This is a genomic window from Bogoriella caseilytica (genome assembly GCF_003752405.1).
In the GTDB taxonomy this organism is placed as follows: Bacteria; Actinomycetota; Actinomycetes; order Actinomycetales; family Actinomycetaceae; genus Allobogoriella; species Allobogoriella caseilytica.
In genome coordinates this window covers 1,614,198-1,635,416 of sequence record NZ_RKHK01000001.1, presented here as the reverse complement: position 1 = coordinate 1,635,416, position 21,219 = coordinate 1,614,198, and the positions used below count along the sequence as shown (strand labels likewise).

General features: G+C 69.4%; 18 protein-coding genes. 11 read left to right on the top strand and 7 right to left on the bottom strand.

Annotated elements, in window-relative coordinates; genetic code table 11:
* Positions 1–21: 21 nt before the first annotated feature.
* A complete protein-coding gene (locus EDD31_RS07275; RefSeq protein ID WP_123303562.1) occupies positions 22–1,050 on the bottom strand; it encodes a LysR family transcriptional regulator in 1,029 nt (342 codons plus the stop codon).
* 293 nt (positions 1,051–1,343) lie between these two features.
* On the opposite strand from EDD31_RS07275, the gene EDD31_RS07270 reads away from it, so the two are divergent.
* The 9 genes from EDD31_RS07270 (at position 1,344) to EDD31_RS07230 (ending at position 10,513) form a co-directional block, all read left to right on the top strand.
* On the top strand, positions 1,344–2,327 hold the full coding sequence (locus EDD31_RS07270; RefSeq protein WP_123303561.1) for a Bug family tripartite tricarboxylate transporter substrate binding protein: 984 nt from the start codon (positions 1,344–1,346) through the stop codon (positions 2,325–2,327).
* A gap of 29 nt (positions 2,328–2,356) precedes the next feature.
* Positions 2,357–2,914: a tripartite tricarboxylate transporter TctB family protein gene (locus EDD31_RS07265; protein WP_123303560.1), complete on the top strand. Its 558-nt coding sequence runs from the start codon at positions 2,357–2,359 to the stop codon at positions 2,912–2,914.
* Entirely contained in the window at positions 2,915–4,417 is a 1,503-nt protein-coding gene (locus EDD31_RS07260) for a tripartite tricarboxylate transporter permease (RefSeq protein WP_123303559.1), read from the top strand. It begins immediately after the preceding gene.
* On the top strand, positions 4,414–5,592 hold the full coding sequence (locus tag EDD31_RS07255; RefSeq protein ID WP_148058895.1) for an MFS transporter: 1,179 nt from the start codon (positions 4,414–4,416) through the stop codon (positions 5,590–5,592). The genes EDD31_RS07260 and EDD31_RS07255 overlap by 4 nt, the downstream gene beginning before the upstream one ends.
* Complete coding sequence (locus tag EDD31_RS07250) at positions 5,592–6,329, top strand: VOC family protein (protein ID WP_170163232.1); 738 nt, start codon at positions 5,592–5,594, stop codon at positions 6,327–6,329. The genes EDD31_RS07255 and EDD31_RS07250 overlap by 1 nt, the downstream gene beginning before the upstream one ends.
* 134 nt (positions 6,330–6,463) lie before the next feature.
* On the top strand, positions 6,464–7,486 hold the full coding sequence (locus EDD31_RS07245; protein ID WP_211336081.1) for a quinone oxidoreductase family protein: 1,023 nt from the start codon (positions 6,464–6,466) through the stop codon (positions 7,484–7,486).
* Positions 7,483–7,905 carry a PaaI family thioesterase gene (locus EDD31_RS07240; protein WP_123303555.1) on the top strand — a complete coding sequence of 141 codons (423 nt, stop codon included), beginning with the start codon at positions 7,483–7,485 and terminating at the stop codon, positions 7,903–7,905. The genes EDD31_RS07245 and EDD31_RS07240 overlap by 4 nt, the downstream gene beginning before the upstream one ends.
* A 9-nt stretch (positions 7,906–7,914) precedes the next feature.
* Complete coding sequence (locus EDD31_RS07235) at positions 7,915–9,405, top strand: class I adenylate-forming enzyme family protein (protein WP_123303554.1); 1,491 nt, start codon at positions 7,915–7,917, stop codon at positions 9,403–9,405.
* Positions 9,406–9,412: 7 nt separating this feature from the next.
* Positions 9,413–10,513 (top strand): PLP-dependent cysteine synthase family protein, encoded by a 1,101-nt coding sequence (locus tag EDD31_RS07230; protein ID WP_245991009.1) that lies wholly within the window; start codon positions 9,413–9,415, stop codon positions 10,511–10,513.
* Between the two features lie 69 nt (positions 10,514–10,582).
* Here EDD31_RS07230 and EDD31_RS07225 read toward each other — a convergent pair whose 3' ends face one another.
* The 4 genes from EDD31_RS07225 to EDD31_RS07210 form a co-directional block, all read right to left on the bottom strand.
* On the bottom strand, positions 10,583–12,406 hold the full coding sequence (locus EDD31_RS07225) for a glycoside hydrolase family 20 zincin-like fold domain-containing protein (protein WP_123303553.1): 1,824 nt from the start codon (positions 12,404–12,406) through the stop codon (positions 10,583–10,585).
* 76 nt (positions 12,407–12,482) lie between these two features.
* Positions 12,483–13,247 carry an SDR family NAD(P)-dependent oxidoreductase gene (locus tag EDD31_RS07220; protein WP_123303552.1) on the bottom strand — a complete coding sequence of 255 codons (765 nt, stop codon included), beginning with the start codon at positions 13,245–13,247 and terminating at the stop codon, positions 12,483–12,485.
* Complete coding sequence (locus EDD31_RS07215; protein WP_123305283.1) at positions 13,244–14,596, bottom strand: enolase C-terminal domain-like protein; 1,353 nt, start codon at positions 14,594–14,596, stop codon at positions 13,244–13,246. Before EDD31_RS07215 ends, EDD31_RS07220 begins: the two co-directional genes overlap by 4 nt.
* Before the next feature lie 131 nt (positions 14,597–14,727).
* Entirely contained in the window at positions 14,728–15,660 is a 933-nt protein-coding gene (locus EDD31_RS07210) for an amidohydrolase family protein (RefSeq protein ID WP_170163231.1), read from the bottom strand.
* Between the two features lie 129 nt (positions 15,661–15,789).
* Between EDD31_RS07210 and EDD31_RS07205 the strand changes: the two genes are divergently transcribed.
* Positions 15,790–16,485, top strand: coding sequence for a FadR/GntR family transcriptional regulator (locus EDD31_RS07205; RefSeq protein WP_123303550.1), 696 nt, complete (start codon positions 15,790–15,792; stop codon positions 16,483–16,485).
* Here EDD31_RS07205 and EDD31_RS07200 read toward each other — a convergent pair.
* Together EDD31_RS07200 and EDD31_RS07195 are read right to left on the bottom strand one after the other, a co-directional pair.
* Positions 16,475–17,587: an App1 family protein phosphatidate phosphatase gene (locus EDD31_RS07200; RefSeq protein WP_123303549.1), complete on the bottom strand. Its 1,113-nt coding sequence runs from the start codon at positions 17,585–17,587 to the stop codon at positions 16,475–16,477. The genes EDD31_RS07205 and EDD31_RS07200 overlap by 11 nt on opposite strands.
* A 142-nt stretch (positions 17,588–17,729) precedes the next feature.
* Complete coding sequence (locus tag EDD31_RS07195; RefSeq protein WP_123305281.1) at positions 17,730–18,899, bottom strand: dipeptidase; 1,170 nt, start codon at positions 18,897–18,899, stop codon at positions 17,730–17,732.
* 185 nt (positions 18,900–19,084) lie between these two features.
* On the opposite strand from EDD31_RS07195, the gene EDD31_RS07190 reads away from it, so the two are divergent.
* Positions 19,085–21,190, top strand: coding sequence for a glycoside hydrolase (locus EDD31_RS07190; protein ID WP_170163230.1), 2,106 nt, complete (start codon positions 19,085–19,087; stop codon positions 21,188–21,190).
* Positions 21,191–21,219: the final 29 nt, after the last annotated feature.

The following is a 21,219-nucleotide window of genomic DNA, read 5'->3' as shown; positions in this document are numbered from 1 at the left end:
GCGAGGGCCGGGGCGTGGCCGTCAGGTGACGGCCACGCCCTCGTCGTCCGATGCGAGAGGTTCGTGGGGCGGGGGGCCACCCTCCGGCGCCTCACCATCGGCAGCCGAGAGCCGCCAGGGGGAGCCGCTCATCCCGGTGATGGCACTCATCACCGCCGCGACCGGGCGGGACTCAAGCAAATCGCGCGGAACCACCAGGTAGATCTCCCGGCTGGAGGGCGGCGTCACCGGGCGCACCACCGCGCCGGCGGGCAGCACGGTGCTCTCCAGGGCCAGCCGGGGCAGGATCGCCACGCCGAGGCCGGCGGCGACCATGGCAACCACTGCGCCGAAGTTGTCTGTCTCGAAGGCGATGTTCGGCTCGAAGCCCAGATGCTGGCAGGCGTGGATCACGTGATGCCGGCAGCGCGGGCATCCGGCAATCCACTCGTCGTCCTCCAGGGCGGAGAGCTCGACCAGCTGCTGGGCCGCCAGGGGGTGCCCCGCCGGGAGGACAAGAAGCATCTCGTCCACGAAGCGGGGCAGGGCGATCAGCCCGCGGCCGGCGAGCGCCGCGGCATCCATGGGCTCACCCGGATAGCTGGGGACCAAGGCCAGATCGGCCTCGCCGTCGAGCACCTGCCGGGTCGCCTCCTTGGGCTCGGCCTCGGCATAGCTCACCGCCACCCCGGGCGCAGTGCGCCGGAGCTCGCCGAAGATCGTGGGGATCAGCGTGGACGACGCGGTGGCGAAGGCCACCATGCGGACCTTCCCTGACCGGAGCGACTGCAAGCCGGCGAGTTCCTGTCCTGCGGCATCGAGGGCGCGGAGGATCTCCGGCGCGGCACGGGCGACCACCTCACCAGCCTCAGACAGCCGCACCTGACGCCCGGTGCGGATCACCAGGGAGATGCCCAACCTGGCCTCGGCGCGCTGGAGGTGCTGACTCACCGCCGGCTGGCTGGAGCCGAGCAGGCGCGCGGCGGCCGTGATCGAACCGGTCTCCTCCAGCGCGTGGATGATCCGGATCGAGTGCAGGTCGATCTCGGGTTGCCCACCGGGCACGGTCATGGCCACCACCTCATGCTACGGCCGCCTCAGCACGCGACGCCTGGCAAGGGCACCCCTCGGCATCGCGGCCGTGGTGGCCATCCACACAGCGGTCCACCATCCGTCCGCATCCCCATAACTCTCCGTTATGGAGTACATTGCAAGCCGTGCCTGCCGGGCGGGCCTTTTATCTCAAAGGACGCCGGGAGGAAATCCAATCGAAATGTCGCGGCGTTAGTTTTGCGACGGACTCGCAGGTTCTCACACGAACCACAGCCCAGACAATGGGAATGGCTTCATCAGGAGGTTGAAGAATGCACGGGTTTACTGATCTTTCAGCCGCGCGCCGCACCGGTCATCGCGCGGTCGTCCTGCTGGCCGCGGGGAGCCTGCTCACTCTGGCCGCCTGCTCCGAGGATGCCGAAGACTACCCGACCGGTTCGCTGGAGATGATGATCCCCTGGACCGCCGGCGGGGGCTCCGACCTGTCCTCCCGGCTCTTCGCGAGCCACCTCGAGGATCACCTGGGTGTCTCCATCACCCCCGCCAACGAGCCCGGCGCCAACGGCTCCCTGGGCTGGGGCAGTCTCGCCCAGGACTCCAACGACGGCTACAACATCGGGCTGCTCACCTACGACGTGCTCAGCAACGAGGTTCTCGACCCGCAGGCACCGGCCATCGAGGACTTCGACATCCTCGGCCAGTACGAGGAACAGGCATTGTTCTTCTACGTCCGCTCCGACAGCGAGTACGAGAGCGCCGAGGACCTCGAGGGCAGCTCGCTGATGATCGGCACCTCCGGCATGGGGGGCATCGACCACCAGGCACCGGCGGAACTGGAAGGCGAGCTCGGCGTCGAGTGGCAGTACACCCCCTTCGACGGACACGCCGATGGGCTGACGAACCTGCTGGGCGGAAACATCGACGCGTTCGTCTTCACCCCGAACATCGCCGCGGAGTACGTGGAGTCCGGCGATCTGCGCATCCTCGGCACCTTTGCCGAAGAGCGGGTGGAGGAGTACCCCGACGTGCCCACCTTCGCCGAGCTGGGCTACGAGGTCGCCCCCATCGCCTCCTTCCGTGGCATCGCCGCGCCCGCCGGTCTCGACGAGGACGTCCGCGCGACCCTGGTCGAGGCGATCGCCGCGACCGCCGAGGACGAGGAGTACCTCGAAGCCGCCGAACAGGCCGGCAACACGCCGTTCTACCGCTCCGGAGAGGACTTCGAGGCGTACATGAACGATCTGCGCCCGGTGATCGAGGGGCTCCTGACCGACATGGGCTTGGCCGAGAACTGACCGACCAGCCCACCGCTCCGAGAGTGCTGATGAACGAGACCCTGCTCAAGCTTGCCCTTCCCGGGGTGCTCTTCGTCTTCGCGATCGGAATCATCGTGCAGGCGTTCCAGATGACCGGACCACTGGTCGAGTCGGATGGGCACATCTACCCGATCGTGGTGGCGAGCCTGCTGGCCGTGGGTTCCCTCTCCTCCATGGTGGTGGCGGTCCGTGAACCGTCCACCGCCGTCGATGCGGAGGTAGTGGCTCCCGTGCCGGCGGAGGGGCGGGAGAGGGCGGCACAGGAGAGCGGCCCCGTGGCCACCGAGCAGGAGACCGCCACCGAGGACGCCAGCCAGGACCGCGGTGCCAGCACCCGGGTCCTCGCGGTGCTCGGCGCCAGCACTCTCTACCCCGTGATCATGCCGCTGATCGGTTTCCACCTGGCCACCGTGCTGTACGCCACCGCGCTGAGCCTGCTGCTGCAGGACCGCTCGTGGAAGGGAGCCGGCCTCGGGCTGGCGGCCGGGGTGGGCGTGACCGTCTTCTGCCACCTCGTCTTCATCGAGGTCCTCAACGCCCGCCTGCCCTCGGGGTCGGTGTTCTAGATGGATCTGCTCGCCATCCTCTCGGCGGTGTTCACCCCCGCGAGCCTGATGTGGATCCTCATCGGCGCCCTGGCCGGCATCGTGGTGGGTGTTATCCCGGGCCTGACCGCCACCGTGGCCATCGCGCTGCTGGTGCCGATGACCCTGGACCTCGATCCGCTGCACTCGATGCTCATGCTCACCGGCATCTTCGCCGGAAGCATGTACTCCAACTCCATCACCTCGATCACGCTACGCACCCCCGGTAACCCCTCGGGTGCGGTGACGATCATCGACGGCTACCCCCTGGCGCTGAAGGGGCAGGCCGGCCGCGCCATCGGCCTGGCCGCCTACGCCAGCGCCGTCGGCGGGGTCTTCTCGGTGCTGGTGCTGTGGCTGTTCTCCCCGATGCTGGCCTCGGTGGCGCTGCGCTTCTCGCCGGTGGAGTACTTCGCTGTCGGGATCCTCGGGCTGACCACGGCCGTGGCCATCAGCGGCGGATCCCGCGCCCGGGCACTGACCGCCGTCACCTTCGGTCTGGTGGTGGGCGTGATCGGCACCGATCCGTTGACCAACCTGCCGCGCTTCACCTTCGGGCAGTCTGAGCTGCGGCTCGGGGTGCCCTTCCTCGCCGCGATCATCGGCGTCTTCGCCATGGCCGAGGTGCTGCGCCTGGCCGGGGTCCCCGGCCGCAAGACCCGGGTGGTGTCCTCCATCGGGCGGGTGATGCCCACCCGCCCGGACATGCGCCGCACCCTCCGCCCGGTGCTGCGTGGTTCCGTGCTCGGCACGATCGTGGGCATCCTGCCCGGCGGGGGCGGATCCATGGCCTCCTACCTCGCCTACGGTGACGCCAAGCGGAAGTCCAAGCACCCCGAGGAGTTCGGTAAGGGGTCCATCGAGGGCGTGGCGGCCCCCGATGCCGCCAACAGCGGCATGACGGGCGGGGCCATGGTGCCGCTGCTGACGCTGGGCATCCCCGGCGACGCCACCACCGCAGTCATGCTGGGCGCCCTGATCATCCAGGGCATCAATCCCGGGCCGCGCCTCTTCGAGAGCTCCGGTTCCGACCTGGTGTACCCGCTCTTCGCCGGCATGCTGCTGGCGAACGTGGCCATGGTGATCATGGGCCTGGCACTGGCCAAGCCGCTGGCCAGCGTGGCGCTCCTGCCCCGCACTGTCCTGCTGCCAGCCATCGCGACCCTGTCCTTCACCGGCGCCTTCATCGCCACCGGTCAGACCTACCTGCTGTGGATCACCCTGATCTTCGGGGTGATCGGCTACCTGATGGTGCGGTACGACTACCCGGTGGCAGCGCTGGCCCTCGGGCTCATCCTCGGGCCCATCCTGGAGTCCAACCTGCGCCGCGGGCTGATGCTCAACAACGACGACCCCACCGTCTTCCTCACCCGGCCGATCTCAGCGGGCATCCTCGGTCTCGCCGTGCTGCTGCTGGCGCTGTCGCTGTTCAGCACGTGGCGGGCCAAGCGCCGCGCCGCGCAACAGTCCAGCATTCCGGCGTGAGCGCGGGCTCCGCAGGAGGCTCGCCGGCATCGGCCGGTGCCCAGGTGGTCGCCATCGCCGTGGCCACTGCGGTGGCCACACTCGGCGTGGCTCCGGTGTTCACGCTGGGCGCTGCCGCGGTGTTCATGCAGGAGTCGATCGACTTCGGCCCGGCGGATCTGGGGCTCTCCGTCGCACTGTTCTACGTGGTCGCCGCCTTCCTCGGTCCGAGCATCGGTGGCCTGGTGGGGCGGTGGGGCTCGCGGCGGCCCATGGCGGTGGCGGCCGCGGCGTGCGTCGTGTTCATGGCCGCGGTGGCGCTGGCACCCTCGCGAAGCATGGTCCTGCTGCTGATGCCGGTGGCGGGCATTGCGAACAGCATGGCGCAGCTCGGCGCTAACGTGCACCTCTCCGGCGCGGTGGGCCGCTCCCGACAGGGCGTGGCCTTCGGCGTTCGCCGCTCCTCCCTGCCTCTGGCCTCCGCACTGGCCGGGGCCGCGGTCCCGGCGGTCGCACTGACCGCGGGCTGGCGCTACCTCTTCGCGGTCTTCGCCGGGCTCGCCGCACTGGCGCTGGCCGGAGTACTGAGCGAACGCCGCAAGGTGCACCCGCCGGCCGGCGGCGAAGCATCCCTGAGCGCGAACCAGCGCCGGGAGCTGCGGTTGCTGGCGGTGGCGAACATCCTCGGGATGGGCGCAGCCACCGCGATGGCCACCTTCCTCATTCTCTTCCTCACCGCCGAGCACACCTCCGCCGCGACCGCGGGCACCATGGGGCTGCTCGGCGGCCTGAGCTCGGTGCTGGCCCGCGTCCTGCTGGGCGTAAGTGCTGATCGCTGGCGATTGCCGATGCTCCCCTTGATCTCGGTGATGATCCTCGGCGGAGCCACCGCGCTGAGCATCTTCGCCCTGGCCGGGGCGACCTGGCTGGTGCTGGCCGCAGTCATCCTCGGTTACGCGGTGGGCTGGGGCTGGACCGGCCTGATCGACCTGTACGTGGTGCGGAACAACCCCGAGGCACCCGGCCGGGCCACCGGGGTGACGTACGGCGGCGCCGCTTTCGGTGCCGGGATCGGCCCACTGGTGGTGGGCTGGATCATCGACGGCGCGGGGTACACCACGGCATGGTGGGTCTGTGCCGCTGCCTTCGCCCTGGCCGCCGTCCTGGCCCTGGCCACCCGATGGAGGAGAACATGATGACCGACCACACCGCCCCCGGCCCGCGACCGGTGCTGACACCGAGTGACGTCCGCTTCGACCACGCCGTGATCGGGGTGCGCGACCTCGACAGGGCCACGGCGGCGCTGGTGGCTGCCGGCCTCCGGCATTGCGGGGGCGGGGAGCACACCGGCCGCGGCACCGCCAACAGCCTCTTCGCGCTCGCCGAGGGGTACCTCGAACTCCTGACGGTCACCGATGCCGAACTCGCCCGGGCCCACTCACCCAACCGGGCCCAGGTGGCCGATGCCCTGGCCGACGCCGCCGTCGCACCGCTCGGTTTCGCCCTCCAGGTTCCCGACGTCGCGCAAGCCGGCGCTGCCCTTGAGGCCGCCGGGCAGGCCGTGACCGGCCCGGTGGACATGCAACGGCAGAACCCCGACGGCGCGGTCCTCACCTGGCGCAATCTCTACGTGGGGCCCACCCAGTGGCGGACCCCCTTTCCTTTCCTCATCACCTGGGACACTCCGAACGACGTCGTCTCCGGGCCGGAGGAACCCGCCCTGCAGTGCCTGGACCTCGCCGGGACCGACGACGCGGTGCTGCGCACCTACGCGCTGCTGGGCGCCGACACGGCCGCGGAGGGGATGCTGCTGGCCGGCGTCCAGGTGCGGTGGTCGGCCGCGGGCACGGGGCTGGAGGGGATCCACCTCACCGGACGCCCGCCTGCCGGACCGATCGGCGCCGGGCTCGATTCATTCCTACACTGGACATGAATTGCAGCAATCACATCACCAGACGTGATGAACACTATTCGCGGGCCACCGGAAGATTCACGCCCGCGAAATACTGCGAATGTAGAATGTGAATTGATTCGCACCACGAAGGGATTCCTACTGTGCCGGACACCATGAAGGCGCTCGTTCTCAGCGAGCACGGCGACCTCGATCAGCTCACGGTGGTCGACGACCACCCCCGCCCACAGCTCGCTGCCGGGCACGTGGTGCTCAAGGTCACCGCGAGCTCGTACAACTACCACGACCTCTTCACCGTCAACGGGATGCCAGGCATCAAGGTCCCGCTCCCGATCGTCCCCGGGCTCGACCTCGCCGGTGAGGTCACTGAGGTGGCCGAGGACGTGTCCGGTTGGCAGGCCGGCGACCGCGTACTGGTGCATCCGCGGCACCCGGAAAAGGGCCTGATGGGCGAGATGCTCGACGGCGGGATGGCCGAGTACGCCCTGGTCCACGCCTCCCAGCTCATCCGCATCCCCGAGGGCGTCACCGACGTGCAGGCCGCTGCCCTGCCGGTGGCCTACGGCACCGCGCACCGCATGATCATGGGCAAGGGCGAGGTCAAGGCGGGCGACAAGGTCCTCATCCTCGGCGCCTCCGGCGGAGTCGGCACCGCCTCGGTAGTGCTGTGCAAGAAGCTCGGCGCTCACGTGATCGCTGCCGCCGGCTCGGACGAGAAGTGCCAGGCCCTGCTGGAGATGGGCGCGGACGAGGTCATCAACTACCGCGAGGAGAACTTCCTCGACTGGGTCAAGGCCCACTACGGCAAGCCGCACCGCCTCAAGGGCACCGGCGGCGTCGACGTCGTCATCAACTTCACCGGTGGTGACACCTGGGCTCCCACGCTCCGCTCGGTCAAGCTGGGCGGCGCCATCCTGGTCTGCGGTGCGACCGCCGGCTACGACCCGAAGGAGGACCTGCGGTTCATCTGGTCCTTCGAGCTGCGGATCATCGGCTCCAACAGCTTCCGCACCGAGGACTTCGAGGCGCTGCTGGAGATGTGCGCCGCCGGAGAGATCGACCCGCCGGTCAGCCACGTCCTGCCGCTCAGCGAGTCCATCGAAGGATTGCGCAAGGTGCGGGATCGTGAAGTCCTGGGCAAGATCGTGATCGAGCCCTGGGCGGAGGTGGCCCGATGAGCGAGCAGGCACTGACCGCCGAGGCGCTCCAGGAGCGCCTGCGCAAGGCTCCCTTCCACGAGTGGCTGGGCCTGACCGTCACCGCTGTGAGCGAGGACAGCCTGGAACTGCAGGCCGCCTGGCGCCAGGAGTGGGCCAACTCCACCGGCATCACCCACGGCGGGGTGGTCGCCTCGTTGCTCGACCTCGCGGCGGACTGGTCGCTCGTGGCCACCCAGTCCGACCCAGCGCCCACCATCGACTTCACCATTCACTACCTGCGCCCCGCCAAGCCCGGCGACCTCACCGTGCGGGCGCACATCGTGCGCGCCGGCCGCTCGCTGACGGTGGCTGAGGCCGAGGTGCTGGACGCCGCCGGCAAGAAGATCGCCGTCGGCCGCGGCACCTACGCCTCTTTCGCGACTCAGAAGAAGGACTGAAGAAGCACCATGTCCGCCCGCACCACCACGGCCAACATCGCCGACCGCGTGGCCGGCGACCGCCCCGAGGCTCCCGCGCTGATCGCCGCGGGGGCCTCGGGCCGCCAGTGGAGCTACGCCGAGTTCGAGGCCGCCGTGCAGTCCCGCGCCGCGGACCTGCACGGCCGTGTCACGCGCGGGCAGGCCGTGGGCGTGCTGGCGGAGAACTCGCCCGAGTGGCTGGTGGCCTTCTACGCCATCCAGCGCATGGGGGCCGTGGCGGTGCCGATCAGTCCGAAACTCCCCACCGAGGGGGCCCGCGAACTCATCGCGGTCTCCGAGCTCTCGCTGCTGCTGGTCGACGGCCGCGAGCGGACCGGCGCCAGGATCGGCGACGTCGGCGTGCCGGTGGCCGACCTCGCGGCGCCGGTGGCACCGGCCACCTTCGAGACCGTGGCGGTGTCACCCGAGGACGACGCCATGGTGCTGTTCACCTCCGGCTCCACCGGCCTACCCAAGGGCGTGCGGCTCTCCCACCGCAGCCACTCCTGGGTGATCGATCAGCTCGCAGTGCCCACCGCTCCGGGTGCTGCGCGAGTGCTCATCGCGGCGCCGATGTATCACATGAACGCGCTGAGCAACTCCCAGCGCGCCCTGTACGCCGGCGCCACCGTGGTGGTGCTGAACCGCTTCGAGCCGGCCGCCTTCCTCGCCGCCGTCAGTGCGCACCGGATCACGCGGCTCTCCGGAGTGGCCCCCATGTTCGAACTGATCCTGCAGCGGCCCGAGCTCGTCGCAGCGCACGACCTCAACTCGGTGCAGGAGATCTATCTCGGCTCCGCCCCGGCCGCCTCAGGGCTCTTCCCGCGCCTGCGGCAGGCTTTCCCCGAGGCGCGGATCAAGCACGGTTTCGGTACCACCGAGTCCGGACCGGTGGTCTTCGGACCCCACCCGGAGGGCCTGCCCACTCCCGACGGCTCCGTGGGCGTGCCCCATCCGGCGGTGGAGGTCCGCTTGGTGGGCCCGGACGGCGCGGTCCGTCACGATCGCGGGGTGCTGGAGGTCCGTTCTCCGGCGCTGATGTCCGGCTACCACCACCGGCCCGATCTGGTCCCTCCGGTCACCGAGGACGGCTTCCACCACACCAAGGATGTCTTCGCCGTGGACGAGGACGGGTTCTACACCTTCCAGGGCCGCGAGGACGACATGTTCGTCTGCGGCGGCGAGAACGTCTACCCCCGCGCCGTCGAGCAGGTGCTCGAAGAGCACCGCGCCGTGCGCGAGGCCGTGGTCGTTCCCGTCCTGGATGCCGTCAAGGGATTCAAGCCGGTGGCCTTCGTGACGCTGCAGCCCGGGCAGCAGGCCGCTGAGGGCGAGTTGAAGCAGCATGTGCTCGACCACCTCGAGCCCTACGCCCATCCGCGCCGGGTCTGGATACTGGATGACATGCCGCTCACCGGCGTCAACAAGGCCGACCGCACCGGGCTGGCCCGCCGAGCGGCCGAACTCCTTGAGAGCTGATCAGAACATGGGGCAACGACGGGTCACCGAGCGGATGAGCGCTGACCGCGCGTGGGTGTCCGAGGCGGTACGGATCGTCCAGGCGGACGCCAATCGCAGCGCTGATACGCATCTGCGGGTCTTCCCCCTGCCTGCGCAGTGGGGGGTGGACCTCTACCTCAAGGACGAGTCGGTCCACCCCACCGGCTCCCTCAAGCACCGCCTTGCCCGCTCGCTGATCCTCTTCGGGCTGGTCAACGGCGACATTCACGCCGGCACCACCCTGGTGGAGGCCTCCTCGGGCTCGACCGCCGTCTCCGAGGCCTACTTCGCCCAGATGCTCGGATTGGACTTCGTCGCGGTGGTCCCAAGGAACACCTCCTCCGCCAAGCTCGCCCTCATCGAGCATCACGGCGGCACCTTCCACCTCGTGGACGATCCGGCGGACGTCTACGTCGAGGCGGAGCGACTCGGCGCCCAGCAGCACTGGTTTTTCCTCGACCAGTTCGGCCGGGCCTCCGACGTCACGGACTGGCGCGGGAACAACAGCATTGCCTCCTCCATCTTCGAGCAGATGGCACTGGAGCGGCACTGCGAGCCGGCATGGATCGTGGTCGGAGCGGGAACCGGCGGCACCAGCGCCACCATCGGCCGGTACTGCCGCTACGCCGGCACCGCCACCCGCCTGGCCGTGGCCGACCCCGAGGGCTCGGTCTACGCCGAGGCCTGGCGCACGGGACGGACGGATCTCACCGGGCCCGGTTCGGCCATCGAGGGGATCGGGCGCCCGCGAGTGGAGCCGTCCTTCGTGCCCAGCGTCATCGACCGCATCGAGAAGGTCACCAACGCCGAGTCAGTGGCCGCCATGCGCTTGTTGGCGGACGTCACCGGTGCCCGCGCCGGCGCCTCCACCGGCACGAACCTCGTGGCATGCTTCCGCATCATCGGCGAGATGCTCGCCCGCGGCGAACAGGGCAGCCTGGTCACCCTCATCTGCGACAACGGCGATCGCTACCTCGACAGCTACTACGACGAGGGTTGGCTGACCCGCCAGCGGATCGATCCCGGCCCGGCCCTGGAGAGCTTCCAGGACTTCTTACGCACCGGCCGGATCGAAGGCTCCCGCTAGCCCGCACCTGCCCAGGGCACTCCGGAGCACGTCGGCAGGTGCGGGTCAGCGGATGGTACGCGCCAGTCCCTACCTAGTGCGGTCGCTGCTGCGGGCGAGCAGTGCGTGGCGCAGTGGGTCGAGCCAGGCCAGGGAGTCGCGCAGGCCTCCCGGCCGTGCGGAGATCAACCACGCCTGCTGCTGCTCGGCGAGCAACACCTCGAGCCGGTCGGAGAGCTGCTGAGCCGCTGCCGGATCACCGGCTGGCTCCACGTACTCGCCGGCCGCGTCCACCTCGAGCACCCGTGAGGCCAGCAAATCCGCCGCGAAGATCGCCCAACGCACGGCCTGGCGGATCTCGGCGATTGCGAGGGGACCGTCGGCACTGGCCGGGCGGGCGCGGTCCAGGGCCTCCAGCGCGCCGGTGAGCACAGAGCGCGCGGCGGTGAGCTGTTCGGCGTCGGGGTACTGGTGCGGCTCCAGCGCACCGGCATGGCGCAGCACCTCGAAGAGCGGGCTGGCATTGCGCACCGGAGGCAAGTTGCTCGCCACCCGGCCCAGATCGACCAGCAGCTGCCCCAGCTCACCGGCGCTGTCCTCGAAGACACCGTCGAGCGCGGCGGCGATGTCGAGGTCCCGGTTGGCCCGGAGCGACCAGGAGACGGCGCCGGCGAAGAGGATCGGGCCATAGGTCACCGGGGGCGGGTCGTAGTGGCCGCGGTCGCCCCAGCAGGTGAGCAGGAAGCCCTCGCTGTCGTGGGCGGTGCCCACTTCGGCGGCGTCGAGGATGTTGCCCACCGCGTTGTCGAGCCGGCCGATCAACGACAGCCAGGTGCCGGTGCCCGGCGCCACCCAGAAGGGTTGGCCGGCATCGACCAGTGCCTGGGCCCGCGGGGCGAAGCCCATGATCTCGTCCGGGTCGGTGCCGTGGGCCAGGAGAGCGGTCCGTTCGCTCTCGCTCATCAGCGCTGCGACGGCGCGCATGTGCTCCGGGGAGTCGTACTGCCACACGATCGGCACGGTGCCCGCAGGGATACGGTCGATGACCTCGGGGTGAGCGGTGAGGATGTCCGCCCAGAACTCCACCGTGTACCCGGCCTCGGTCCACGGGCGGGCCACCTGGTCCACGTAGTCGAGGAAGACCGGCCCCAGCCCCTCAGCCTCCGCCCGGTCCTTGCTCACGCCGGTGCCGAGTTCCCAGGTCTCGTCCGCGCCGATGTTCAGACGGCGTGACCGCAAGTTTCCGGTGAGTTCAGTGAGGAGTTCGGTGACGAACTCGGCGTTCTCCGCGGTGGGCGCCAGGGTGGAGGGCGCCCGGATGAGGCCGGCGAAGCTCTGCGGCTCCACGTTCTCGGCGCGGGGCAGGTAGGTCTCGTGCGAGAGCCATCGCTCCCAGTGGCCGAAGGTGTTCTGGTTGGCCACCAGCTCGATGCCGCGAGCCAGGCACTGGCCCTCCAGCCAGTGCAGATCCCCCGGGGTGATCGGCGAGGCGTCCCGCCAGACCTCCTCATGACCGGCGTAGGCGAAGGTGTGCTCGGTGTACAGCTCGAGCTGGTTGTACCGGGCCAGCGCCAGGATCTCCACCAACCGCGCCAGCGCGCCTCGGGTGGGCACACGGTCGCGCGAGACGTCCAGCATGAAGCCTCGCCGGGCGAAGTCGGGCCAGTCCTCGACCACGACGGCGTGCTGACGGTCGGTGGGCTGGGCGCGCAGCTGGTCCAGGGTCTGCTGGGCGTAGCGCAGGCCGGCGGCGTCGGCGTAGCTGAGCCGAACCTGCCCCGGCCCGTACTCCAGCCGGTATCCCTGAGCGGGGAGCGCCGGATCGTGGTCGACGGTGATGGGCGCCTCCGTGGCCGGGGCGGGACCGCCGGTCACGGTGAGGTGACGGGGAGTGGGAAAGAGATGCATGGTCATCGCAGGTCCTTATCGGGAGGGCTGGGCGGGCCACTACCCAGGGTGTCACCGCCGGCCCTACCGGCCCGGGGGTTGTTCACTGACCGGGCGCGCGGACCCGCAGGCCATCCATGCCGCCGTCGACGGCCAGGGAGGTGCCGGTGGTCGACCCCGCATCCGGGGAGGCGAGATAGGCGACCGCGGCGGCCACCTCCTCGGCAGAGACCAGGCGGCCATGGGGCTGCCTGGCCTCCAGCGCGGCCCGCTCGGCGGCGGGCTCGGCAGCGCTGTCCAGCAACCGCCCCACCCAGGGTGTTTCCACGGTGCCGGGATTCACGCAGTTCACCCGCACGCCCTCACGGACGTGGTCAGCGGCCATGGCGAGGGTCAGGGAGTAGACGGCGCCTTTGGAAGCCGCGTACAGCGCCCGGCGCGGCAGCCCGGCACTGGCCGCGATGGAGCAGGTGTTCACGATCGCCGCATGCGAGGAGTGACGCAGGTAGGGCAACGCGGCCCGGGCCACGCGGACCATGCCGAGCACGTTGACGTCCAGCACCCGGAGCCACTCGGCGTCCTCGTTCTCCTCGATGGTGCCCTGGGCGCCGATGCCCGCGTTGTTGATCACGATGTCGATACCGCCGAAGTGCTCGGCGACGGCGCTGATCGCGGTGCGGACGGAGGTGTCGTCGGTGACGTCGGCGGTGAAGCCGGCGAGTGGCTCCTCGAGTCCGGCGTCAATGCTGGCGGGCAGGTCCAGCACGGCCACCTGGGCGCCCCGCCCGGCGAGCAGCCGGGCGGTGGCCAGGCCGATCCCCGAGGCGCCCCCGGTGACCACGGCGGTGAGGCCGGCGAAATCAGTCATCGTGCGGGCTCCTTCATGTCAGTCGTGGCCGTGGTCTGCGCGTCCTCACGCCAGATGATGCCGCTGGGGTAGGTGTGCTCCTCCACCGACTGGGCCCGGAGTTCCGCGCCCATTCCCGGCTCGGTGGGCGGCAGATAGCGCCCGCCGGCGATGCGCACCGGAGCAGTGAAGTGCTCGTGGAGGTGATCGACGTATTCCACGGCGCGGTCCTCCATGGACGCGGAGATCGCGACAAAATCGGCCATGGCCAGGTGCTGGACGAGTTCACACAGCCCCACTCCCCCGGCGTGGGGGAAGACGCGCACGCCGAACTTCCGAGCCAGCAACAGGATGGCGAGATTCTCATTGACCCCGCCCACGCGCGCGGCATCGATCTGGATCAGGTCCACGGCCTCGGCCTGGAACAGCTGCTTGAACATCACCCGGTTGTGGGTGTGCTCACCGGTGGACACCGGCGTGCTGATGGAGCGTCGGATCGCCGCATGGCCGAGAACGTCGTCCGGGCTGGTGGGCTCCTCGATCCAGGCGAGATCGTAGGAGGCGAGCGCGTTCATCCACTCCACTGCCTCGGCCACATCCCAGCGCTGGTTGGCGTCCACAGCGAGGTCTACGCCGGGCCCGACAGCGTCGCGGGCAATCTGCAGACGCCGGAGGTCGTCCTCCAGCGAGAGACCCACCTTGAGCTTGATGGTGCGGTACCCCTCCTCGACGGCCTCGCGGCACAGCCGAGCGAGCTTCTCATCCGAGTACCCCAGCCAACCCGGCGAGGTCGTGTAGGCGGGGTAGCCGCGGCTCTCCAGCTCAGACATCCGCTCGGCGCGCCCGGCGGCGGCCTCCTCGAGCATGGCGAGCGCTTCCTCCCGGGTGAGGGCATCGGAGAGGTAGCGCCAGTCCACGCAGTCCACGAGCTGTGCGGGATTCATCTCGGCGATAAAGCGCCACAGCGGCTGGCCGGCACGACGCGAGGCCAGATCCCAGGCGGCGTTGACCACGCCGCCGATGGCCATGTGCATCACGCCCTTCTCCGGGCCCAGCCAGCGCAGCTGGGAGTCCCCGGTCAGGTGCCGGGAGAAACCACCGAGGTCGGAGGTGAGTGCCTCGACGTCCATACCGACCACGTGCCCGGCGAGTGTCTGGAGGGCGGCGGTCTGCACGTCGTTGCCGCGCCCGATGGTGAAGACCAGCCCGTAGCCACATAGCGGCTCGCCACTGGCGGTCGGCTCGTCGGTGCGCAGCACCACATAGGCGGCCGAGTAGTCCGGATCAGGGTTCATCGCGTCCGAGCCGTCGAGGTGCCTCGAGGTCGGGAAGCGGACATCCCTGGTCTCCAGAGCGGTGATGGTCGCCATGTGCGGTGGTCCCTTCAGAGCCTGCCCCACGAGCAGGCCTTGCCGTCTGATCCTAGAAACATCCGATGTCTAAACATCCGATGTCTAGCACACGGAGCGGCACAGGCGCCAGTGGCACCCCCGGAGCCAGATCAGGCGGCTGGTGCCAGGCGGTAGATCCGGTGGGCGTTCTCGTGACCGATGGCCCGCCGCTCCCTCTCACTCAGCTCAGCCAGAAGGCTGACCTGGGCACCCATGATGTCGGCGTACTCGCCGGCGAGAGTGGAGACCGGCCAGTCACTGCCGAGCATGAGGCGGCCGGTGCCGAAGGACTCCAGTGCATGGTCGAGATACGGGCGCCACTCCTGCGCCTCGGCCGTGATCGTCGCCAGACCAGAAAACTTGGCAGCCACCTGCGGATGCGCGGCTACCTGCCGAATCTGCGCTCTCCACAGCGCAGCCTCCTCACTCCCCCACCCGGCAGTGATCGGCGGTTTGCCCAGATGGTCGAGCACGATCGGCAGACCGGGATGACGCTTCGCGACCTCGGGAAGCTGTGCGAGGAGATCGGGGCGTTCCGCCACGGCGTCAAAAGCCAGTCCCTGCGCTTCGAGCACTGCCATACCGGCAGCGACGTCGGAGCGCAGCATCCAGCGATCGTCGGGTTCATCGTGGATGAGGTGGCGCACCCCCACGAGTTCGGTGGCCGGCCGCCGGTCGATCTCCCGTTCCACCGCTGCGGCATCAGCCAGGGGTAGCCATCCCACGACGGCCACCTCCACAGGCTCAGCGGACACGGGGGAGGCGCCGCCGTGGCCTGCGGCGGGAAGCCGGGCTTCGCGGGCGACCCGCAGCAGCTCGTCGGTCTCGGCAAGCTGATCAGAGGCCTGGACCAGCACCACGCGCTCCACACCTGCTGCGCAGAGCTGCGGCTGCACTTCGGCCCAGGTGTGCGTGCGGCGCAGCGGCCCCGAGGTCAGCCACGGATAACTCACGCCATAGGGGCCGCCACGCAGGTCCCAGACATGGAGATGCGTGTCGGTGAGGGGGGCGGCAGACCCCGGCGTACTCTGCGGCTCCGGCATGATCGTGCTCCTTGAGGTGGATTGCTCCCACCTATAATGGCCCAAGACCTCCGATGTTTCGTCTCGCCAGCGACGTGCCATCCTGCTCACCTGAACCGCACACCATTTCGCCGCCGATGAGGAGATGCCATGGCCGTGACCGATGACGCCATCGCGGCCATCAAGGCCATGATCCGCTCCGGCGAGCTGCAACCGGGGGATCGCCTGCCCCGTGAAGCCGATCTCGCCGCCGCCGTCGGGGTCTCTCGCAACTCCTTGCGCGAGGCCGTGCGCGCCCTCAGCCTGGTGCGGATCCTGGACGTCCGCCAGGGCGATGGCACCTACGTCTCGGAGATGAGTCCGGAGAACCTCATCGAGGCCCTGAACTTCCTGCTGGAGTTCCGCCAGGACGCCGGGGTGATCGAGTTCTTCGAGGTCCGGCGGATTCTCGAACCGGCGGCGGCCGCGCTCGCGGCACGCACCATGACCGAAGCATCGGTGCGTGACCTACGCGCGCTGATCGAGGAGTCCAGCTCGGCCACCGATGTCACGGATCTGGTGAGCCACGACGTCACCTTCCACGCAGCCGTGGCGCGCGGCGCCGGCAACTCCGTCCTGGCCTCCATCATCGAATCCATCTCCATGCCCACGGCCCGGGCGCGGATCTGGCGCGGCCTCACCGAGGACGATGCGGTGGCCCGCACCCTCGCTGAACATCAAGCGATCGTGGATGCCATCGCCGCCGGTGATGACCAGCTTGCCTCCGCACGCACGCTCTCCCACGTCTCCGGGGTGCTGGCGTGGCTGCGCCGCGCCGAGGACGGCGGCGGGACCGTCAGTTCGTGAGCCGCCGCTCCTCGGCCGCGTGGCGTTCGTCGACCACCTCGGGCAGGAGGGTGGCCAGAGCGTAGCCGTCTCGGCCCCGCACCGTCGGCACCCCGTGCTCGGCCGAGGCGTTGCGGATCGCGGGCGGCTGCTCGATGGCCTCGGGCGTGCCGTGGGCGAGCACCTGCTCGGTGGGGGTCAGCTCACGGATCGCGACCGCCGTCACTTTCCGAGGGTGCTCCCGCGCAATCTCGTCGTAAACCATGGGGTCGTGCTGGCCGTCATCGCCCACGAGCACCCAGCGGATCTCAGGGAAGGTGATCATGAGGTTCCGGAGCTGGACGCGTTTGTGCTCCACTCCGCTGCGAAAGAGCCCGGTGGGAGTGGGGCCCCAGTTGGTCATGAGCATCGGACCCTCGGGGTAGCCGTGCTGGCGCATGAAACGGCGCAGGGTGGGGACCGTGTTCCAGGCCCCGGTGGAGAGATAGAAGATCGGGGCGCCGTCCTCCTCCTCGAGCAGTCGCTGGTAGAGCGAGGCCATGCCCGGCACGGCGTTGCGCGCGGAGGTGAAGCGCACGAAGGTGTTCCAGGCTGCGATGAAGACACGCGGCAGCATGGTCACCACGATCGTGTCATCGATGTCGGAAACGATGCCGGTGCGCACGGCGGGATCCACCACCAGCACTTTGGCGGTCACCGGCCGGGCGGCGAGCGCCTCGATCTGCACCTCCTGCCATCCCGGCTCCAGCCCGTGGTCGCGCACCAGGACGTCGATGTAGCCCGAGCGGTCGGTGGTGGTGCGGATCGACTGGCCCCCGGCATGAACTATGACGGGCAGGTAGCCCACCTGGGCGGTGAAGAAGGATCGCCAGCCGCGCTGGGCTTCGGCAGCGACCTCGGCGGGCCGAGTGGGCATCCGCGCGTGATCGTCCTCGAGGTCGTCGAAGAAGTCCGGCCCGTCCGGATCGGCCATGATGACGCGCCCGAAGACGTGCAGGCTGCGATGCGAGCCATATCCGCTCAGGCCCACGATGCGGGGAACCCAACCGCGGCGCCGTAGGTAGACCACGCTCCGGCGATTGATCGAGCCCTCGAGGGCACGGGCGGCGCGCGCGATTCCCATAGGCACCACGCTAGGGCATCACGGCCCGACGGCGACTCGGCAGCCGCGATCCTCCCGGCGTGGCCGCGATTGCGCCGCCCAACCACCGCCCATCGCGCCGGCTACTCGCGGTGCCCGCCGGCGTTTCGGAATCCGGGGCGGGTCAGAGCCCCGGCAGCTCGCTCGCGACGTCCTCGGCCGCGCCCATCACGCGGAGCACGTTCTCCCCAGCGAGCTTGGCCAGATCGCTGCGGGACCAGCCGCGCTCGGCCAGCGCGGTGAGCAGCCGGGGGTAGCCCGAGACATCCTCAAGGCCTTCGGGCAACCACGGACAGCCGTCGTAATCGCCGCCGAGACCGATGTGGTCGATGCCGGCCACCTCGCGAGCATGCTCCACGTGCGCCACCACATCCTCGATGGTGACCCGGGGGCGCGGGTGACCGGCCTCCCAGGCCTCCGCGTGCGCCTCGCGGTCACCGCCGTCGAGACCCTCCAGGGCTGCGGTGCGCTCCTGGTACCAGGGCCGGATGTCGGGATGCACAAAACTCGGCACGAAGGTCACCTGCAGGACCCCGCCGTTCCCGCGCAGAGTCTCGAGCGCGGCGTCGGAGGCGTTGCGGGGGTGGTCGCACACGGCACGCACGGAGGAGTGGGAGTAGATCACGGGCGCCGTCGAGGCCTCCATCGCGGCGAGCTGCGTGGCTTCGGAGGTGTGGGAGATGTCCACGAGCATGCCCACGCGGTTCATCTCGGCGACGACCTCGCGACCGAACTCGGTCAGACCTTGCGCTGCCGGTTGGTCGGTGGCCGAGTCGGCCCACGGAACGTTGTCGTTGTGCGTCAGGGTCATGTAGCGCACGCCGAGCGCGGCCATGACCCGCAGCGTTCCCAGCGAGGAGGCGATCGAGTGCCCGCCCTCGGCGCCGAGCAGGGAGGCGATTCGCCCGTGGGCAAAGGCCGCGCGGGCCTGGTCAGCGGTACGCACGAAGCGCAGGTGCTCGGGGTACTGCGCGATGAGCCGGTGAGCGACGTCGATCTGCTCCAGGGTGACCACGGCCGCTTCCGGCTCCGGCAGCGTGGAGGGCACGTAGACCGACCAGAACTGCACGCCCACCCGGCCCTGGCGAAGCCTGGTCAGGTCGGTGTGGAACTCCGGCCGTGACGCGGCCAAACCCTCCACCGAGGGGCGCGGCGCAGGCCCGTTCGCGGCGACCGGGTCCTCTCGCAACGCCCAGGGGAGGTCATTGTGGCCGTCCACCAGCGGAGTGCTCCCCAGCACTTCCTCGACGAGGTCGGCAGCGGACGAGGACTCGGCGTGGGCGTGTTCAGGCATGACGACCATTCTTCCGTCACCGCGGGTCCCGGGATCAACCCGTCCAACCGGAGCGCCATTGCGCCCGGACGCCGCTGTGGAGTCTGAGCCTTGCCTCACCACCACCCTGTCGGTAACGTGGGTCACATTCCGAAACAGAATCGAAATCTTTCGGAGTCCAGGACAATGGCGACTTGGAGTAGATGATGGCTGGACGTCAAGGGGGGCGCGGACGGCGCCTGCTCGCAGTGGGAACGATGACGGGCCTGGCGGTGAGCGCCACCGCAGCCGGCACGGCATTAGCCCAACCGGAGGGGGACACGCCACGCGCGGTCGTCGATTGGTCGGTGGAGCGGCAGACGGTCGACGGATTCGGAGGGTCGTGGGCCTTCCACAAGGCGGGATCCGTCCAGCGCCTCGGTGACCCCCTCGCCGGGGAAGTACTCGACATGATCTTCGACGTCGACCAGGGCATCGGCCTGGACATCGTCCGCGTCATGGTGGGCGATGGCGGCATCGACGAGTGGGGCGATGAGCTCTTCGACGGGCCGTCCGAGACGATCCAGCCGGATCCTGGCCCCTATGTGTGGGACCGGCCCGACTGGGACGAGGTCAAGGACGACTTCGACGCCTACCAGATCTGGCTGATGCAGGAAGCGCAGGCACGAGGGGTCGAGACAATTCTGGCGAGCGTGTGGAGCCCGCCGGCGTGGATGAAGGAGAACGAGAGCGTCACCGGCTCTCCGGGCGGCCTGCCCAACCGCCTCCGGCCGGACATGTACCAGGAGTTCGCCGACTATCTCGCCGCCTACGTGCAGGGTTACTCCGAGCACTTCGGCATCGAGATCACCCACCTCTCCCCCACCAATGAACCCGATCTCTCCACGAGTTACTCCAGCAGCGAGTGGTCTCCGGCCGAGCTGAGCACCTTCGTGGGTGAGTACTTGGGCCCCACCTTCGAGGCCGAGGGCATCGACACCCAGATCGTGGTTGGGGAGACTGTCGGGTTCCACGAGCAATGGGTCCTTCCCTCGCTGCTCGACCCGGGCACCGAGCCCTACGTCGACGTCGTGGCCGCGCACGCCTACACCGGGCTGATCAATGGCGCGACGACACCCCGGCCGGAGGCCTTCGAGGTCACCAACCAGCTCGGTAAGCCCGTGTGGCAGACGGAGTACATGAACCAGGGAGCACCGGCCGACAACTCCTTCCAGAACAACACCATCTCCGACGGCCTGCGTTACGCCACCTTGATCTCGAACATGTTTGAGACCTCCAGCCTCAACGCCTACTTCTGGTGGTGGCCGGTGGCCAACAACGGCGCCGACGGGTCCGACCTGATCCGGCTCGCCAACGACGGCACTCCCCAGAGCGGCGCACCGACCGAGACCGGCGAGTTCCGAACCTTCAAGCGGTACTACACGATCGGCCAGTACAGCCGGTTCATCTCCGATGGCTACGTGGTGATCGAGGCAGATCACCAACCCGTGGAGGGCGTGACGGTCAGCGCCTTCAAGGAGGAAGAGACCGGGCAGTTCACGATCGTGGTGGTCAACACCAACGAGGACGACCTCGACCTCACCGTGGATCTCGAGGGCGGGTTCCCGCTCCCTCCGGAGACGAAGGAGGACTGCAAGAACGGTGGCTGGCGGGAGTTCACCGACCCCAGCTTCCGCAATCAAGGTCAGTGCGTCGCTTCGGTCGCCTCTGGCAGTGGTACGCCGTCGGCTGTGGTTCCCTACCGGACTTCGGCCAGCGAGAACATGCGCCAGCTCGAGGCGATCGGCACCGTGGACCGGTCCTTCACCGCAACGCTGCGCGGGCAGAGCGTGACGACCTTCGTGCCGAGCGGCAGCGAGCTGCCGGAACTGCCCGATCGGAAGGACGTCTTCTCCACCTACCTCGCCGCGGAGAACGACGGGCAGTCGCCTGGTTTCGGCGTGCTCACCACCGAACGTGGCGAGGTCGTCACCGATGTGAGTGACGGGAGCTTTCTACGCTATGCGAACGTGAACTTCGCCGATGGTTCGGCCGCAGGCACTGCGGCGCAACGGGGCCAGCTCCGGATTCACGCCGAGGTGGCACCCCGGGCGGGTGGTGCCATCGAGGTCCGTCTCGGTGACCCCGGAGGAACCCTGGTGGGCACGATGGCCGTGCCCAGCAGTTCCGGTGAACCCGGCGAATGGATCACCGTGTCGACGGACATCGACACCAGCCCGGGAGGAGCGCGCGGTTTCCACGATCTCTATCTGGTGTTCACCGGGGGCCACGATCCGCTCTTCGACATCGAACTGACGCGCTTCAGCGACTGACCCGGAGGCGGCGGCTCCGGCGCCGGCCG

What these genes read in the sequence shown, in the direction of transcription:
- EDD31_RS07275 (WP_123303562.1), bottom strand. Translation starts at nt 1,050, where the DNA reads ATGACCGTGCCCGGTGGGCAACCCGAGATCGACCTGCACTCGATCCGG.
- EDD31_RS07270 (WP_123303561.1), top strand. Translation starts at nt 1,344, where the DNA reads ATGCACGGGTTTACTGATCTTTCAGCCGCGCGCCGCACCGGTCATCGC.
- EDD31_RS07265 (WP_123303560.1), top strand. Translation starts at nt 2,357, where the DNA reads ATGAACGAGACCCTGCTCAAGCTTGCCCTTCCCGGGGTGCTCTTCGTC.
- EDD31_RS07260 (WP_123303559.1), top strand. Translation starts at nt 2,915, where the DNA reads ATGGATCTGCTCGCCATCCTCTCGGCGGTGTTCACCCCCGCGAGCCTG.
- EDD31_RS07250 (WP_170163232.1), top strand. Translation starts at nt 5,592, where the DNA reads ATGACCGACCACACCGCCCCCGGCCCGCGACCGGTGCTGACACCGAGT.
- EDD31_RS07245 (WP_211336081.1), top strand. Translation starts at nt 6,464, where the DNA reads ATGAAGGCGCTCGTTCTCAGCGAGCACGGCGACCTCGATCAGCTCACG.
- EDD31_RS07240 (WP_123303555.1), top strand. Translation starts at nt 7,483, where the DNA reads ATGAGCGAGCAGGCACTGACCGCCGAGGCGCTCCAGGAGCGCCTGCGC.
- EDD31_RS07235 (WP_123303554.1), top strand. Translation starts at nt 7,915, where the DNA reads ATGTCCGCCCGCACCACCACGGCCAACATCGCCGACCGCGTGGCCGGC.
- EDD31_RS07230 (WP_245991009.1), top strand. Translation starts at nt 9,413, where the DNA reads ATGGGGCAACGACGGGTCACCGAGCGGATGAGCGCTGACCGCGCGTGG.
- EDD31_RS07225 (WP_123303553.1), bottom strand. Translation starts at nt 12,406, where the DNA reads ATGACCATGCATCTCTTTCCCACTCCCCGTCACCTCACCGTGACCGGC.
- EDD31_RS07220 (WP_123303552.1), bottom strand. Translation starts at nt 13,247, where the DNA reads ATGACTGATTTCGCCGGCCTCACCGCCGTGGTCACCGGGGGCGCCTCG.
- EDD31_RS07215 (WP_123305283.1), bottom strand. Translation starts at nt 14,596, where the DNA reads ATGGCGACCATCACCGCTCTGGAGACCAGGGATGTCCGCTTCCCGACC.
- EDD31_RS07210 (WP_170163231.1), bottom strand. Translation starts at nt 15,660, where the DNA reads ATGCCGGAGCCGCAGAGTACGCCGGGGTCTGCCGCCCCCCTCACCGAC.
- EDD31_RS07205 (WP_123303550.1), top strand. Translation starts at nt 15,790, where the DNA reads ATGGCCGTGACCGATGACGCCATCGCGGCCATCAAGGCCATGATCCGC.
- EDD31_RS07200 (WP_123303549.1), bottom strand. Translation starts at nt 17,587, where the DNA reads ATGGGAATCGCGCGCGCCGCCCGTGCCCTCGAGGGCTCGATCAATCGC.
- EDD31_RS07195 (WP_123305281.1), bottom strand. Translation starts at nt 18,899, where the DNA reads ATGCCTGAACACGCCCACGCCGAGTCCTCGTCCGCTGCCGACCTCGTC.
- EDD31_RS07190 (WP_170163230.1), top strand. Translation starts at nt 19,085, where the DNA reads ATGGCTGGACGTCAAGGGGGGCGCGGACGGCGCCTGCTCGCAGTGGGA.